Origin of the sequence: Micromonospora mangrovicola (genome assembly GCF_047200535.1) — a bacterium.
In the GTDB taxonomy this organism is placed as follows: domain Bacteria; phylum Actinomycetota; class Actinomycetes; order Mycobacteriales; family Micromonosporaceae; genus Micromonospora.
This window is the reverse complement of sequence record NZ_JBJZOG010000042.1, coordinates 23,111-38,840: the sequence shown is the minus strand read 5'-3', so window position 1 is coordinate 38,840 and position 15,730 is coordinate 23,111. Positions and strand designations below refer to the sequence as shown.

16 protein-coding genes are annotated in these 15,730 nt (G+C 72.1%); 2 read left to right on the top strand and 14 right to left on the bottom strand.

All coding sequences use genetic code 11. The annotated features are described in order from the left end of the window. Nucleotides 1-14: 14 nt before the first annotated feature. The 12 genes from ACL02O_RS18405 to proS all read right to left on the bottom strand — a co-directional run bounded on the left by ACL02O_RS18405 (nucleotide 15) and on the right by proS (nucleotide 8,323). Nucleotides 15-338 carry a DUF2469 domain-containing protein gene (locus tag ACL02O_RS18405; RefSeq protein WP_007075222.1) on the bottom strand — a complete coding sequence of 108 codons (324 nt, stop codon included), beginning with the start codon at nucleotides 336-338 and terminating at the stop codon, nucleotides 15-17. Next, nucleotides 335-1,243, bottom strand: a complete 909-nt coding sequence (locus ACL02O_RS18400) for a ribonuclease HII (RefSeq protein WP_412819320.1) — start codon at nucleotides 1,241-1,243, stop codon at nucleotides 335-337. The genes ACL02O_RS18405 and ACL02O_RS18400 overlap by 4 nt, the downstream gene beginning before the upstream one ends. Next, on the bottom strand, nucleotides 1,237-1,728 hold the full coding sequence (locus tag ACL02O_RS18395) for an NUDIX hydrolase (RefSeq protein ID WP_412819319.1): 492 nt from the start codon (nucleotides 1,726-1,728) through the stop codon (nucleotides 1,237-1,239). The genes ACL02O_RS18400 and ACL02O_RS18395 overlap by 7 nt, the downstream gene beginning before the upstream one ends. Before the next feature lie 46 nt (nucleotides 1,729-1,774). Then, on the bottom strand, nucleotides 1,775-2,407 hold the full coding sequence (gene lepB, locus ACL02O_RS18390) for a signal peptidase I (RefSeq protein ID WP_412819318.1): 633 nt from the start codon (nucleotides 2,405-2,407) through the stop codon (nucleotides 1,775-1,777). Continuing rightward, nucleotides 2,404-3,285 carry a signal peptidase I gene (gene lepB, locus ACL02O_RS18385; protein ID WP_412819317.1) on the bottom strand — a complete coding sequence of 294 codons (882 nt, stop codon included), beginning with the start codon at nucleotides 3,283-3,285 and terminating at the stop codon, nucleotides 2,404-2,406. Before lepB (ACL02O_RS18385) ends, lepB (ACL02O_RS18390) begins: the two co-directional genes overlap by 4 nt. Before the next feature lie 193 nt (nucleotides 3,286-3,478). After that, complete coding sequence (rplS, locus tag ACL02O_RS18380) at nucleotides 3,479-3,838, bottom strand: 50S ribosomal protein L19 (RefSeq protein ID WP_412819316.1); 360 nt, start codon at nucleotides 3,836-3,838, stop codon at nucleotides 3,479-3,481. 144 nt (nucleotides 3,839-3,982) lie between these two features. Next, on the bottom strand, nucleotides 3,983-4,771 hold the full coding sequence (gene trmD, locus ACL02O_RS18375) for a tRNA (guanosine(37)-N1)-methyltransferase TrmD (protein ID WP_412819315.1): 789 nt from the start codon (nucleotides 4,769-4,771) through the stop codon (nucleotides 3,983-3,985). Between the two features lie 15 nt (nucleotides 4,772-4,786). Continuing rightward, complete coding sequence (gene rimM / locus ACL02O_RS18370) at nucleotides 4,787-5,326, bottom strand: ribosome maturation factor RimM (protein WP_412819314.1); 540 nt, start codon at nucleotides 5,324-5,326, stop codon at nucleotides 4,787-4,789. After that, nucleotides 5,326-5,586: an RNA-binding protein gene (locus ACL02O_RS18365; RefSeq protein ID WP_357857592.1), complete on the bottom strand. Its 261-nt coding sequence runs from the start codon at nucleotides 5,584-5,586 to the stop codon at nucleotides 5,326-5,328. Before ACL02O_RS18365 ends, rimM begins: the two co-directional genes overlap by 1 nt. Beyond that, nucleotides 5,561-6,007 (bottom strand): 30S ribosomal protein S16, encoded by a 447-nt coding sequence (rpsP, locus tag ACL02O_RS18360; protein WP_412819313.1) that lies wholly within the window; start codon nucleotides 6,005-6,007, stop codon nucleotides 5,561-5,563. Before rpsP ends, ACL02O_RS18365 begins: the two co-directional genes overlap by 26 nt. Before the next feature lie 239 nt (nucleotides 6,008-6,246). Beyond that, on the bottom strand, nucleotides 6,247-6,867 hold the full coding sequence (locus ACL02O_RS18355) for a ribonuclease FAU-1 family protein (RefSeq protein ID WP_412819312.1): 621 nt from the start codon (nucleotides 6,865-6,867) through the stop codon (nucleotides 6,247-6,249). Between the two features lie 49 nt (nucleotides 6,868-6,916). Continuing rightward, entirely contained in the window at nucleotides 6,917-8,323 is a 1,407-nt protein-coding gene (proS, locus tag ACL02O_RS18350; RefSeq protein ID WP_412819311.1) for a proline--tRNA ligase, read from the bottom strand. A 91-nt stretch (nucleotides 8,324-8,414) separates the two neighbouring features. On the opposite strand from proS, the gene ACL02O_RS18345 reads away from it, so the two are divergent. Then, nucleotides 8,415-9,032, top strand: a complete 618-nt coding sequence (locus tag ACL02O_RS18345) for a TetR family transcriptional regulator (RefSeq protein WP_412819310.1) — start codon at nucleotides 8,415-8,417, stop codon at nucleotides 9,030-9,032. 103 nt (nucleotides 9,033-9,135) lie between these two features. On the opposite strand, the gene ACL02O_RS18340 is transcribed toward ACL02O_RS18345, so the two are convergent. Beyond that, nucleotides 9,136-10,215 (bottom strand): amidohydrolase family protein, encoded by a 1,080-nt coding sequence (locus tag ACL02O_RS18340; protein WP_412819309.1) that lies wholly within the window; start codon nucleotides 10,213-10,215, stop codon nucleotides 9,136-9,138. A 206-nt stretch (nucleotides 10,216-10,421) separates the two neighbouring features. Between ACL02O_RS18340 and ACL02O_RS18335 the strand changes: the two genes are divergently transcribed. Further along, nucleotides 10,422-13,994, top strand: a complete 3,573-nt coding sequence (locus ACL02O_RS18335) for a S8 family serine peptidase (protein ID WP_412819308.1) — start codon at nucleotides 10,422-10,424, stop codon at nucleotides 13,992-13,994. Between the two features lie 58 nt (nucleotides 13,995-14,052). Here the strand turns inward: ACL02O_RS18335 and ffh are convergent, their stop codons facing one another. Continuing rightward, the gene (gene ffh, locus ACL02O_RS18330; protein ID WP_412819307.1) at nucleotides 14,053-15,606 is read right to left on the bottom strand and encodes a signal recognition particle protein; all 1,554 of its coding nucleotides are present in this window, start codon (nucleotides 15,604-15,606) and stop codon (nucleotides 14,053-14,055) included. Between the last annotated feature and the right edge of the window lie 124 nt (nucleotides 15,607-15,730).

Sequence of the window (15,730 nt, the reverse complement as noted above, 5' to 3'; positions counted from 1 at the left end):
GTCGCCGGGAAAGGTCAGCCGCCGAAGCCGGAATCTGCGGGAAGGGAGATGTCGGGCTTTTCGAGCTCTTCGACGTTGACGTCCTTGAACGTCATGACCCGGACGTTCTTCACGAAGCGCGCCGGGCGGTACATGTCCCACACCCAGGCGTCGTGCATCTCGACCTCGAAGTAGACCTCGCCGTCCGAGTTGCGCACGTGCAGGTCGACCTGGTTCGCCAGGTAGAACCGGCGCTCGGTCTCCACCACGTAGGAGAACTGGCGGACAATGTCGCGGTACTCCCGGTAGAGCTGCAGCTCCATCTCGGTCTCGTACTTCTCGAGATCTTCCGCGCTCATCGCACTCCGCCTTCCATGACCACATCTTCCCCCACCGGCGCCGGGGGTCGCGGCTGCTCGCTCAACGCCACGCCGACGGTACCCCCTGGCGCGCCGGAGCGCTCCATCGGCTCGTCCGGGCCGCCGGACGGAAGCTCATCCGGGCCGTCCGGGATCCCGAGGGGCAGCTCGGCTGGGACACCGGACCCGGCCACGGGGGCGGAGGGCCGGTCCGGGACGCCGACGGCGGGACGCCGGGCGCGGGGTGGCCGGCCGTCCCGGCCGGAGACGGCGGCCACGTTCACGTACGAGAAGCGGTGCTCCCGGCACGGCCCGAGCTCCCGCAGCGCGGCGGTGTGCTCGGTGGTGATGTAGCCCTTGTGCTCGGCGAAGCCGTAGCCCGGGTACCGCCCGTCCAACTCCACCATGATCCGGTCCCGGGTGACCTTGGCCAGCACGCTGGCCGCCGCCACGCAGGCGGCCACCCGGTCCCCCTTCCAGACCGCCAGCCCCGGCACGTCCAGCCCGTCGACGCCGAAGCCGTCGGTCAGCACGTACTCGGGGCGGGTGGCCAGCGAGGCGAGCGCGCGACGCATCGCGGCCAGGTTGCACACGTGCAGCCCCCGCGCGTCGACCTCGTCGGCGGGGATGACCACCACCGCGTACGCCAGCGCCCGCGCCACCACCTCGTCGTAGATCCGCTCCCGGCTGGCCGGGGTGAGCAGCTTGGAGTCGGCCAGCCCGTCGATCTCGCCGCGCCGCCCCTCCGGCAGCACCGCCGCAGCGGCCACCAGCGGACCGGCGCAGGCGCCCCGGCCGGCCTCGTCGGCTCCGGCCACGTGCCGGAAGCCCCGCCGTTGCAGGGCCCGTTCCAGGGCGTAGAGGCCGCCGTCGCGACGCACCACCGTGCGGGGCGGAGTCAGCACGCGACACCGCCGCCCTGCGCCGCCGCGCCACCGTCGCCGAGCACCCGGGTGAGACGCTCCGACAGGTCCGGCGGGTAGTAGCGCTCGGTGGTCGCGGCCAACTCGTTCACCCGCCACCAGCGGTGGCCGTGCACGCTGGCCCGCTCGACCTCGTCGAACCCCGTCGTGTCGACCTCCCAGGACGCCACCCGGACCAGGAAGAACTCCTGCTCCTGGCGGTACCAGACCCCGTCGAACGGAAACTCGACCGTCTCGGACCAGACCGGCGCCCCCAGCTCGTCCGGGCCGAGCCGCAGTCCGGTCTCCTCGGCCAGTTCCCGGGCCGCGCCCTCGGCCGGGGCCTCCCCGGCGTGCAGCCCGCCGCCCGGGGTGAACCAGTAGCCGTGGCCGGGGCGGCCCGGATCGGTGCCGGCGAACAGCAGCACCCGGTCGGCCGCGTCAACGAGCAGCACCCGGGCCGCGCGACGAGGGGTGTAGACGGTCACCGCCCAAGCCTGCCAGACGCGCCCGACGAACGCCCACGCCCTCCCGTCAGGGATTCGGGATCCCGTCGAACTGCTTCGGCACGGTGAGCCAGGTCGCCCGGCCGACCGGCCAGAAGATCGTGAAGGCCCGGCCGACAACCTGGTCCTCGGGGATGGTGGCCTCGTTGATGTCCTCGCCGGACTGCTGCCAGTGCTCCAGCGAGTCGCCGGAGGCCTCCCGGTGGTCCCCCATCACCCAGAGCCGGCCCGCCGGCACGGTGACGTCGAAGTCCTGGTCCGCCGGCCGGTTGCCGGGGAAGATGAACGGCTCGTCGATCGGCTTGCCGTTGATGATCAGCCGCTCCTGCGGGCCGCTGTGGTCGCAGCAGACCACATGGTCGCCCCCGACACCGATCACCCGCTTGATGAAGTCCTCACCCTGCGGATTACCGCTCCACTCAATGGGCGCCTTGAAGACGATCACCTCGCCCCGGTGCGGCGAGCGGAAGTCGTAGACCAGCTTGTTGACCAGCACCCGATCGTCGATCTTGAGAGTGTTCTCCATGGACGGGGACGGGATGAAGAAGGTCTGCAGCACGAAGGCACGTACCAGCACTGCGACCAGGATCGCCACGCCCAGGAGAATGGGCAGCTCCTTCCAGAAGGAGCTGCGCGGCTTTTCGGTCTGCTCGTCGATCACGGAAGGAGCCTACGTCCCCGGGTGTGGCGCAGTCGCCCCGAACCCGCGAGAACGGAAGCCGCGGCCGTGACCGGGAGGATCAGCACCACACCGCCCACCGGGTCCGGATCGACCGGCGCCGGACCGGCTGGCGCCGCGCCGGGCCGCGGCAGATTCGCGAAGGTCTCCGGTACGGGCAGGGTGGTCCACCGTTGCTGCGGCCACACGATCAGGAAGGCCCGGCCGATCACGTTGTCGATCGGCACCGGCCCCTGGCAGCGGGCGTCCTGCGAGACCAACCGGTGGTCGCCCATCACGAAGATCTGCCCCGGCGGCACGACGACCTCGGTGAACTGCCGGGAGCGGCACTCCTTGGGGTTGGGGGGCAGCTCGACCGGAGAGTCCTCGGAGACGTACGCCCGCTCGTCCAGCGGCACGCCGTTGACCACGACCCGGCCGTTGTCGCAGCACCACACATGGTCGCCGGGTAGGCCGATCACCCGCTTGATGAAGTCCTTCTCGCCGGGCCGGCTGACCCCGACCAGGTCACCGAATGTGCGCCCGACCCTGCCGAGGAAGTTGGTCGGCGGTGCCGGCGCCTCCTGGGCCACCCACTTGTCGGTGCCCCGGAACACCACCACCTCACCGCGGACCGGGTCGCGGACGTCGTAGACGACCTTGTTGACCAGTACCCGGTCACCGATGAGCAGGGTGTTCTCCATCGAGCCGGACGGGATGAAGAAGGCCTGGAGCAGGAAGGTGCGGATCAGCACCGCCAGGCAGAAGGCGACGACCAGGAGCAGCGGCAGTTCCTGCCAGAGGGGCATCTGGCGGCGGGGCCGCCGGGGCCGCCGACGCCACGGATCGACGGCGCCGTCCTCGTCAAGCATCTGCACCATGCCACTCTCCGGTCCGCGGAAACGACACTACCGCCCGGGAGCCTCGTCGTGAGGCCCCACGGGCGGTAGTGGACCGCTGTGCCACCGCGTCGAGCGACTGCGGTGCGCCGTCCTGCTGCGCCCGTACGACCAGGGTAATGGGATCCGGTCGATACGACATCCGCGCAGGTCAGGCGGCGTGGCGAACGAAAATTCAGCTCGCCGGCTGCTTCTCGCGCAGCTCCTTGATCTTGGCCTTCTTGCCGCGCAGCTCGCGCAGGTAGTAGAGCTTGGCGCGGCGCACGTCACCGCGGGTCACGACCTCGATCCGGTCGATCGCCGGGCTGTTGAGCGGGTAGGTCCGCTCCACGCCCACGCCGAAGCTGACCTTGCGGACCGAGAAGGTCTCGCGCAGACCGTCACCCTGGCGGCGGATGACGACGCCCTGGAAGATCTGGACACGGGACCGGTTGCCCTCGACGACCCGCGCGTGCACCTTGACGGTGTCACCGGCGCGGAACTGGGGGAGGTCGACCCGCTTCGACTGGGCGTCAAGGGCGTCCAGGATGTTCATCGCTGCGTCCTCGTGAGGCTCACGGCGCACCGTCAGTCGATGCGCGGATGGGTGATTCTGACCCCCGGGTGGTTGCCAGCCGGAGCCGGCCCCGGTCGAGGGTCCTCGCAGCCGCCCACGGCGTGGGCGGATGCGGCAACCCCTCTACTTTGCCACATCCCCCGGCGGCGACTGAAATCCACCCCGGTCCAGCGCCGCCCGGTCCCGCTTGTCGAGGCTCTCCGGGGGCAGCGTGGCGATCATGTCGGGGCGTCTCGTCGCGGTACGCAGCAGCGCCTCGTCGCGCCGCCAGCGGGCGATCCTGCCGTGGTCGCCGGAGCGGAGCACCTCCGGCACCTCGTGCCCGCGCCAGTTCGCCGGCTTGGTGTACATGGGCGCTTCGAGCAGCCCGTGGGCGTGCGACTCCTCGTCGAGCGAGCCGGCGTTGCCGAGCACCCCGGGCAGCAGCCGGGTGACCGCCTCCAGGATCACCAGCACGGCCACCTCGCCGCCGAAGAGCACGTAGTCACCGAGGGAGACCTCGGTGACCCGCATCCGGGCCGCCGCGTGGTCGAGCACCCGCTGGTCGATGCCCTCGTACCGGCCGCAGGCGAAGAGCAGGTGCGACTCGGCGGCCAGCTCGTGCGCCATGGCCTGGGTGAACGGCACCCCGGCCGGGGACGGTACGAGCAGCCGGGGCAGGGTGCGCCCATCCGGGCTCAGCTCGTCGGAGGCGAGGGCGTCCAGCGCCTCACCCCACGGCTCCGGCCGCATCACCATGCCGGGACCGCCGCCGTACGGCGTGTCGTCGACCGTGCGGTGCACGTCGTGGGTCCAGGTCCGCAGATCGTGCACGGCCAGCCGCAGCGTGCCGTTCGCGCGGGCCTTGCCGATCAGCGACAGGTCCAGCGGGGCGAAGTACTCGGGGAAGATCGACACGATGTCGACGCGCATCAGGGGTGGCTCCAGTCAGAGGTCGAGCAGCCCACCGGGCAGCTCCACCACCACGCGCCCGCCCGCGACGTCGACCTCGGGCACGATCGCCTTGACGAACGGGATCAGCGCGGTCCGCCCCTCGGGGCGGCGCAGCACCAGCAGGTCCGACGCGGGCGCGTGATCGATCCGGGCCACCTCGCCCAGCCGCTCCCCGGCCGGGGTGACCACGGCGAGGCCGACCAACTGGTGGTCGTTCCACTCCTCCGGGTCTTCCGGCGGGGCGACGTCGGCGCTGTCGACACCGATCAGCGTGCCCCGCAGCGCCTCGGCCACGTCGCGGTCCAGCACACCCTCGAAGGCGACCAGCAGGCGCCCCTGGTGCCAGCGGGCGGCCTCGACGGTCAGCTCCGCCGGCACCCGGTAGGCGCCGGGCTCGGGCGCGACCGCCCCCGGCGTGGTGCGCAGCACCACGCCGGGGGCGAAACGTGCTTCGGGCTCATCGGTCCGCACCTCCACGGTGACCTCACCGCGGATGCCGTGCGGCTTGCCGATCCGGCCGACGATGAGAAGCATCAGTACGAGTCGACGATGTCGACGCGCACCCCGCGCCCACCGATGGAGCCGATCACCTGGCGCAGCGCCTTGGCGGTCCGGCCGGACCGCCCGATCACCGTGCCGAGATCCTCCGGGTGCACGCGGACCTCGAGCCGCTTGCCCCGACGGGAGTCGACCATCCGCACCCGGACGTCATCCGGGTTGTCGACGATCCCCTTGACCAGGTGCTCCAGGGCGGGACGCAGCGCCATGTCAGGCCTGCTCGCCGGACTCGGCACCGGTCTGCTCCTCGGCCTTCGGCGCCTCGGCCTCCGGCTTCGCGGCCTTCTTGGCCGGCTTGGCCGGGGTCTCCGCCAGGCCGGCGGCGGCCTTCGCCTCGGCCTCGTACGCCGACTTGCGGTCGGCCCGCTCCGGGGCGACCTTCAGCGGCGCCGGGGCCGGCAGGCCCTTGAACTTCTGCCAGTCACCGGTCAGCTCCAGCAGGCGCTGCACCGCCTCGCTCGGCTGCGCGCCGACGGACAGCCAGTACTGGACCCGCTCCGACTTGACCTCGATCACCGAAGGGTCCTCCTTCGGCTGGTACACACCGACGAACTCGATCGCGCGACCGTCACGCTTGGTGCGCGAGTCGGCGACGACGATGCGGTACTGCGGGTTGCGGATCTTGCCCATCCGCAGGAGCCGGATCTTTACGGCCACAGTTGTTTCGCTCCTGTTGCGATCTCACCGGCCCGGTACGGGCGGTGTGCGGGTGAGCGCCGACCGGCACAGTGGGGTTGGGCCGGAGACTGCTCGGTGGACTGGCGACGTGCCCGGGTTAGAGGGCGCCGGACGCGCGCCGGATACCAGCGACCTATTCTGCCAGATCCGACCCGGAACTCTCACACCGGACCCGGACAGGTCACCCGGGTCATCCTGCAGGTGACGAAGGACACGCCTCAGCGGACCGGCCGCCGATCCCATCCGACCGGCAGTTCGTCCGGTACGCCCCAATCCGTCGGTGGGGTGAAGTCGCACCAGGTGCCGTCGAAGGGGAACTCCCCCGCCTCGGCGAGCCGGATCACCCGCTCCCCCTCGGCCCGGACCGCCTTCTCGTCGGGCACCCAGTAGTGCTCCGGGAAGGCGAGGCGCTCGACGAACTCCTCCTCGTCCTTCCACTCCCAACTGAGGTCCGGGCGCACCACCACGTCGAGGTCCTGGTCGACGATGTCGACCCCGGCCACCGCGCCGTCGTCCCAGCGGACGCCGGGCTCCTCCAGGTTCACGTACCAGTGGCAGAACCGGTCCCCCGCGTCACGGAACCACCAGACCGAGTGGGCGGCGCCGGTGGGCAGGAACTTCAACAGACCCGGCCCGTTCCACCGGCCGGGCACGAGCCGGTAGCCCGCGCCCAGCCACTCCGAGAAGGGCATCGCCCGCATGCCCCGGCCGTCGGCGGCCACCTCGTTCGCCACCGGGGAGGCCCGGGCCAGCCAGAGCAGCAGGCCCCGGTCGTCGTCGAGGACCACCCGGGCCGGCCGGACCCAGCCGATCCGGCCGCGCCGCACGTTGCGGTGCATGATCAGCCGACCCGGCGCGAACCGGTCCGCGGAGCCGCCCGGGCGCACGTCAGTAGGCGCGGGCGAGGATGGCGACCAGGTCCGGCTCGTCCTCGGAGTCCGGCACGGAGCCGTCGGCCCGGAGCAGGCAGCGGACGGTGACACCCTGGCCGTTCGCCTCGGCCTCGCCCTCGACGCCGACGGCCGACCACGGCACCATGGCCCAGCCGGTGGCCGCCGCCTCGATCGCCTCGGCGAGCGTGTTCACCTCCGTGGTGCGGGAGCGGCGGACCGCCAGGGCCTGGTCGTGCAGCGCCTGCTGGTCGGCCTCCAGCGCGGCGAGGACCGCGCCGACCACGTCGGCCACCGGGGTCGGCGCCTTCGAGCCGTCCGTACGCCGGACCACCACCGCGTTGCCGGCGGCCAGGTCACGGGGGCCGACCTCCACGCGGACCGGGTAGCCGCGCAGCTCGGCGTCGACGGCGCGGCGGCCGAACGCGGTGTCGGTCCGGTCGTCCAGCGCCACCCGGACGCCGGCGTCGCGCAGCGCGTCGCGCAGCTTGGCCGCGGCCTCGCCGACGCCCTCGCCGTCCTTGACGATCATCACGTACGCCTGGACCGGCGCCAGCTTCGGCGGCACCCGCAGGCCGTTGTCGTCTCCGTGGCACATGATCAGGCCGCCGAGCATCCGGGTCGAGGTGCCCCAGGAGGTGGTCCAGGCGTGCTCCCGGCCGCCCTCGGCGGAGGAGAAGCTGATGTCGAACGCCTTGGCGAAGTTCTGACCCAGCTCGTGGCTGGTGCCCATCTGCAACGCCTTGCCGTCGCCCATCATGCCTTCGCAGGTGTACGTGGCGGTGGCTCCGGCGAAGCGCTCCCGGGCGGTCTTCAGGCCGACCACCACCGGGATGCCGAGGACGTTGACCATCAGGTCCTCGTACGCCTCGTGCAGGATCCGCCGGGCGTAGCCGCGGGCGTCCTCCCGGGTGGCGTGCGCCGTGTGCCCCTCCTGCCAGAGGAACTCGCTGGTGCGCAGGAAGATCCGGGGGCGCAGCTCCCACCGGACCACGTTCGCCCACTGGTTGAGCAGCAGCGGCAGGTCCCGGTACGAGTCGATCCACTTGGCCATGAACTCGCCGATCACCGTCTCGCTGGTGGGGCGCACCACCACCGGCTCGGCGAGCTGCTTGCCGCCGCCGTGGGTGACCACCGCCAGCTCCGGCGAGAAGCCCTCGACGTGCTCGGCCTCGCGCTTGAGGTAGCTCTCCGGGATGAAGAGCGGGAAGTACGCGTTCTCCGCGCCGGCCGCCTTGATCCGGGCGTCCATCTCGGCCTGCATCCGCTCCCAGATGGCGTAGCCGGCCGGTCGGATGACCATGGTGCCCCGCACCGGGCCGTTGTCGGCCAGCTTCGCCTTGGCGATCAGGTCCTGGTACCAGCGGGGGAAGTCCTCCGCACGGGGAGTGAGCACGCGTGCCATGACCGCACATCCTATGCGCCGCCCACGCCCCCGCTGCGTCCGGGCGGCGACCCGCGCCGTGTCGTGCCGGCGACCGTAGACTTCGACCATTGTGGGTGAGCTGAGGGACTCGGCCCGGCAGCGGCTGCGGGACGCGATCGTGGACGCCGCCCGTGCCAGGGCGATCGCGTGCGGCTGGGACGGCGTACGGATGGGCGGGGTGGCGACCGCGGCCGGGGTGAGCCGGCAGACCGTCTACAACGAGTTCGGCAGCAAGGCCGGCCTGGCCGAGGCGCTCGCCCGGCGCGAGGTGGACCGGCTCGTCGGTGAGGTCCGCGCGGCGCTCGCCGCGCACGGCCCCGACGTGCGTGCCGGGGCGTACGCGGCGATCCGGCACACCCTGGCCGCGGCGGCGGACAACCCGCTGATCAAGGCGATCCTGACCAGCGCCCGGGGCGGCTCGGACGAACTGCTGCCCTACCTGACGACCCGGGCCGGGCTGGTGCTCAGCGAGTCCACCGCGGCGCTGCTGGAGTGGGCGAACCGGCATCTGCCCGAGGCCGATCCGGCGAGCCTGGCCTTCGCCGCCGACACCATCGTCCGCCTGGTGGTGAGCCACATCGTGCTCCCCCTGGCCCCCGTCGACGACACCGCCGAGCAGCTCACCGACCTCGCCACCCACCTCTTCCTGTCCGCCCCATCCCCCACCCCGTCGAGCGGCACGCGCTGATTCACGGAGAGCGTGGCCATCCGAGGCGGATCAGCCACTCTTTCCGTGAATCAGGGGCCTCCAGGAGCGTGGGGGGAGGGAGGGGGAGTGAGGGGGGACGGGGTCAGCGGATGAGCTGGCCGCGGAGGACGATGCGGGACGGGGTACGGACCACGCGCAGGTTGCGGCGGGGGTCCTCGGGGTAGACGACCAGGTCGGCGAGGCCGCCCTCGACCAGGCCGGGGAAGCCCAGCCACTCCCGGGCCCGCCAGGAGGCGGCGGCGAGCACGTCCTCGGCGGACATGCCGGCCCGTTCGTGCAGCAGCAGCATCTCCTCGGCGGCGAGCCCGTGGTCGATGCCCCCGCCCGCGTCGGTGCCGACGTAGATCGGCACTCCCGCCTCGTGCGCCGCCCGGACCACCTCGGGGAAGCGGTCGCGCAGGGCCAGCATGTGGTCGGCGTACCCGGGGAACTTGGCGCGGGCCTGCTCGGCGATGCCGCCGAAGGTCTGGATGTTGATCATCGTGGGGACCAGGGCGGTGCCCTGCCGGGCCATCAGGTCGATCAGGTCCAGGCTGAGCCCGGTGCCGTGCTCGACCGAGTCCACCCCGGCCCGCACCATGATCTCCACAGCCGACTCGCTGAAGGTGTGCACGGCGGCGCGTGCCCCGGCGGCGTGCGCGGCGGCGACGGCGGCCGTCATGGTGTCGGCGTCCCAGGCCGGCGCCAGGTCGCCCACCCCACGGTCGATCCAGTCGCCGACCAGCTTGACCCAGCCGTTGCCGGCGGCGGCCTGCGCGGCCACCGTGGCGGCCACCTCGGCCGCGCCGACCTCCACCCCGATGTCGCGCAGGTAGCGCTTGGGCGGGGCGACGTGCCGGCCGGCACGGGCCAGTCGGGGCAGTTCCGGTTCGTCGTCCAGTTCCGGGTACGGGTACGGGGAGCCGGCGTCGCGGATGGCGAGCACCCCGGCGTCCCGATCGGTGCGGGCCAGCTCGCGGGCCTGGTCGAGCGAGGTGATCGGGGCCCCACCCCGGGCGATGCCGATGTGGCAGTGGGCGTCGGTCAGGCCGGGGAGCACGAAGCCGTCGTCGGCCACGGTCTCCGCGCCGGGCACCGGTTCGAAGGTGACCCGATCGCCGATCAGCCAGACGTCCCGGACCTCGTCGTCGGGCAGGAGCACACCGCGCACATGCAGAGCCATGTGCACAGTCCTACCGGATGGCCGCCGGCCCCGCGCCGCCCCCTTACCCGAAACCACACAGAGTGCTCAACCCCCTACCCGGCGCGTAAGATTGACACATTTATTTATTTAGAGATGTCTTGATGAAGGTAAGCGCCGGTCGCAGGATTTCCAGCAAGCCTGCACGACGGGCTGTTCGCGCGTCGCCTCACCGAAGGAGCGTGACAGTGACACCACGACGATGGCGTACGGCGGTGCTCGGCCTCGCGGTCGGCCTCGCCCTCCCGATCGGCGCCACCGGCCCCGCCCACGCCGCCCCCGACCCCGACGGGGCGGCGGCCCGGGCCGAGGCCGTCGCCACCAAGGCCGAACGGAAGGTCCGCGACCGGATCGCCAAGGACGGCAAGAGCACCTTCTGGGTCTTCCTCGACAGCCAGGCCGACCTGACCGGCGCGAACCGGCTGCACCGAAAGCGGGACAAGGCCGCCTTCGTGCTCAAGGCAAAGACCGAGCAGGCCGAGCGGAGTCAGGCCGGGCTGCGCGCGATGCTGCGCAACCGGCAGGCCGACTTCACCCCGTTCTGGCTGGCCAACACCATCCAGGTCACCGGCGACGCCGCGCTGCTGGCCGACATCGCGGTACGTCCCGAGGTCGACCAGATCCTCGCCGACGACCCGGTCATCATTCCCGAGCCGGAACCCGGCGCGGAGGTCCCGGCGCTCAACGGGATCGAGTGGAACATCGACCGGATCAACGCCCCGCGGGTCTGGAACGAACTCGGTGTCCGGGGCGAGGGCATCGTGGTCGCCAACATCGACAGCGGGGTCGACTACACCCACCCCGCGGTCGCGGCCAGCTACCGCGGCCGGCAGCCCGACGGCAGCTACGACCACAACTACAGCTGGTTCGACCCGGCGGGGATCTGCCCGAGCGCGGCCCCCTGCGACAACAACGACCACGGCACGCACACCATGGGCACGATGGTCGGCCTGGACGGCACCAACGTCATCGGCGTCGCCCCGGGCGCGAGGTGGATCGCCGCCAAGGGCTGCGAGACCAGCTCCTGCTCGCGCGCCTCGCTGCTCGCCGCCGGACAGTGGGTCGTCGCGCCCACCGACCTCAGCGGGGCCAACCCCCGGCCCGATCTCGCGCCGGACATCGTGAACAATTCCTGGGGCTCCAACGCGTACGACCCCTGGTACACGGCGACCGTGTCGGCCTGGGTGGCCGCCGGCATCTTCCCGGCGTTCTCCAACGGCAACAACGGGCCGGGGTGCAACACCGCCGGCAGCCCCGGTTCGTACTCGGTCAGCTACGCCTCCGGCGCGTTCGACGTGAACAACACGATCGCCGGCTTCTCCAGCCGCGGCGCCGGCGAGAACGGCGACATCAAGCCGAACATCGCCGCCCCCGGGGTCAACGTCCGCTCCTCGATCCCCGGCGGGTACGACACGTTCAGCGGCACCTCGATGGCCTCCCCGCACACCGCGGCCACCGTGGCGCTGATGTGGTCGGCCTCGCCGGCCATTCAGGGTGACATCGCCGCCACCCGGACCATCCTGGACGACACCGCGATCGACGTGGCGGACACCAGCTGCGGCGGCACCGCCGACGACAACAACGTCTTCGGCGAGGGCCGGCTCGACGCGTACGCGGCGGTGACGGCCAGCCCGCGCGGTGCGCTCGGCGCGCTCGGCGGCCGGGTCTCCTCGGCCGGGGCCGACCTGGCCGGGGCCACCGTCGCGGTGACCGGCCCGATGAGCCGCACCGGCACCACCGGCGCCGACGGCACGTACGCCTTCGACCGGCTGATGGTCGGCGACTACACGCTGACGGTCAGCAAGTTCGGCTACCTCACCGCCACCATCACGGTGACCATCACCGAGAACGAGACCCTGACCCGGGACGTCGAGGTCACCCAGGCGCCCTCCGGCACCCTCAGCGGCACGGTGACCACCGCGGCCGGCCCGGCCGCCGGGGCGACCGTGACCGTGCTGGGGACCCCGCTGAGCACCGTCGCCGACGCGGCGGGGCACTACACCCTGACCGTGCCGTACGGCACGTACGACGTACGTTTCGCGCACAGCTACCGCTGCGCCGACCCGGTCACCCGGAGCACCAACCTGGCCGGGGACGTCACGCTGGACGTCGCACTGCCGGACCGGGTGGACGCCTTCGGGTACGCCTGCGGCGCGGCCGGCGGCTCCTTCGTCAAGGGCACCGACCTGGTGCCGCTCACCGGCGACGACAAGAGCCTTTCGATCAGCTTGCCGTTCCGGGTGCCGCTGTACGGCAAGTCGTACCGGCAGGCGTGGGTCAGCACCAACGGCGCGTTCGGCTTCGGCACGGAGTCGTCGGCCCGGGCCAACACCGCCCTGCCGAACTCGGCCGAGCCGAACCTGGCGCTCTTCCCGCTCTGGGACGACCTCTACGTGGAGACCGACTCCGGCATCTACACGGCGGTCACCGGGGCCAAGCCGAACCGCACCTTCGTGGTGGAGTGGCGCAACGTCTCGTTCTACTCCAACCGCTCGGCGCGGGTGACGTTCAGCGCGGCGATCAGCGAGGACGGCACCGTCACCTACCGGTACGCCGACGTGGACGGCACCGGCGTGGAGACCGGCGCCGAGGCGACCATTGGCCTGGAGAACGCCACCGGCACCGTCGGGTTCGAGTACTCGTACAACAGCTCGGCGGTGGCCGGCGGCACGGCGATCGCGTTCCGGCCCACCCGCAGCGCGGTGGTCTCCGGCGTGGTCACCGACGCCAACGACGGGCTGCCGGTGGCCGGGGCGACGGTGACCGCCCAGGCCGACGGCCTCGGCGTCTCCGACACCACCGACACCGACGGGTCGTACCTGGTCCAGGCGCCGGCCGGCACGGTCGCGCTGACCGTGGAGAAGCCCTACTACGAGACCGGGGCGGCCACGCTCGACCTGGCCCCGGGCGACGCGGCGAGCCGCTCGCTGGCACTGCGTACCGCCCGGATCACCACGGCCGTCGCGGACCTCACGGTGGTCGCCCCGGCGGCGCAGACCCGGACCCGGCAGCTCGGGCTGACCAACACCGGCACGCTCGGCACCGACGTCACCGTCACCGAGCTGGCGGCGGACGGCACCCCCACCGACGTCGGGTGGCTGTCGCTGACCGACACCACCGCCACGGTCGCGGCGGGCGCCCGGCACACCCTGGATGTCCTGGTCGACACCACCGACCTGGCCCCGGGCAGCTGGCATCGGGCACAGCTCCGCATCGCCTCGGCCAGCGGGCGGCGGCCGGTGGTCACCGTCCCGGTGACCGTGGTGGTGCCGAGCTACGTGCTGGCGATCGACGCCGGCGGCAAGTCCACCCACGCCGACGTCGAGGGCCAGACCTGGGGGCCGGACCCGGCCTGGGCCGCGGGCGGGGCCGGCTGGCTGGGCAACTCCAGCCAGCAGTCCACCAAGACCCCGATCACCGGTACGAACGACCCGGCCCGCTTCGCGGACCTGCGGGAGGGCATGTACGAGTACCGGGTCGACGGGCTGGTCGACGGCACGTACACGGTGGAGCTGGACTTCGCCGAGGTGCGCAGGCAGTCCCCGGACAAGCGGGTCTTCGACGTGCTGATCGAGGGGCAGGAGGTGCTGCCCTCGCTGGACGTGGCCGGCGAGGCGGGCAGCTACGCCGCGGTGAGCCGCTCGTACACGGTCCGGGTGACCGACGGGCAGCTCAACGTGCGGTTCGTGACGCACACCGGGTTCGGCAAGCCGATCCTCAACGCGCTGCGGGTCACCAACCGCCCGGACGTGGTGTCCTGACGACCTGAACACGCGGCGGGGCCCGGCCGATCCGGCCGGGCCCCGTCGGCGTACCTGGTCAGCGGGGACCCTTGTCCCCGCCCTTGCCGAGCTTGTTGAAGTCGATCTTCGGGAGCCGGAAGCCCGGCGGCAGGCCCTGACCCCCGGCCAGGTCGCCCGGGTCGAGGCCGGGCGGGAGCTGCGGCATGCCGCCCGGGAAGCCGCCCGGCACCCCGGCGCCGGTACGCGGCCGACCGCCGCCCTTGGTGCCCTTGCGCTTGTTCTTGGGCGACTTGGTCGCCTTGCGGCGCCCACCACCCGGCAGCCCCATCATGCCGCCCATCTGCTTCATCATCTTCTGCGCGTCGGCGAAGCGGTTGAGCAGCTGGTTGACGTCCATCACGGTGACGCCGGAACCGTTGGCGATGCGGGCCCGCCGGGAGCCGTTGATGATCTTCGGATTGGTGCGCTCGGCCGGGGTCATCGACCGGATGATCGCGGTGACCCGGTCGAAGTGCTTGTCGTCCAGCTCGGCGAGCTGGTCCTTCATCTGCCCCATGCCGGGCATCATGGCCAGCACGTTGGCGATCGGGCCCATCCGCCGGACCGCGATGAGCTGGTCGAGGAAGTCCTCCAGGGTGAAGGTCTCGCCGCCCATCAGCTTGGCGGTCATCTTCTCCTTCTGATCGGCGTCGAAGGCCGCCTCGGCCTGCTCGATCAGAGTGAGGACGTCGCCCATGCCGAGGATCCGGCTGGCCATCCGGTCGGGGTGGAAGACGTCGAAGTCCTCCAGCTTCTCGCCGGTGGAGGCGAAGAGGATCGGCTGACCGGTGACCTCGCGGACCGACAGCGCGGCACCGCCGCGGGCGTCGCCGTCGAGCTTGGACAGGACCACACCGGTGATGCCCACGCCGTCGCGGAACGCCTCGGCGGTGCGGACCGCGTCCTGGCCGACCATCGCGTCGATGACGAAGATGACCTCGTCGGGCTGGACCGCGTCGCGGATGTCCGCGGCCTGCTGCATCATCTCGGCGTCGATACCGAGCCGGCCGGCGGTGTCGACGATCACGATGTCCCGGGCGGCCCGCTTGGCGTGCTCGATCGAGTCGCGCGCGACCTGCACCGGGTCGCCGACGCCGTTGCCGGGCGCCGGGGCGTACACCTCGACGCCGGCGCGGCCACCGAGCACCTGGAGCTGCCCGACTGCGTTGGGGCGCTGGAGGTCCGCGGCGACCAGCAGCGGCTGGTGGCCCTGGGCCTTGAGCCAGCGGGCCAGCTTGCCGGCGAGGGTGGTCTTACCGGAGCCCTGGAGACCGGCCAGCATGATCACGGTGGGCGGGTGCTTGGCGAACTGGAGCCGCCGTCCCTCGCCACCGAGGACGTTGATCAGCTCCTCGTTGACGATCTTGACGATCTGCTGGGCCGGGTTCAGCGCCTGGGAGACCTCGGCACTCCGGGCCCGCTCCTTGACGTTCGCGATGAAGCCCTTGACCACCGGCAGGGCGACATCGGCCTCCAGCAGCGCCATGCGGATCTCGCGCGCGGTGGCGTCGATGTCGGCGTCGGTGAGCCGGCCCTTGCCGCGGAGCTTGGTGAAGATCCCGGAGAGGCGGTCACTCAAGGTGTCAAACACACGAACATCCCGTTTGTCGTTTTCGGCGGGCCTACGGCGGCCGGGCAGGCTGTCCAGCCATCGCTAGGGTAGCCCGCCGCCCGCACCCGCGCTCCCGGCCCAGCCCCGCGCCGCGCCACCACCG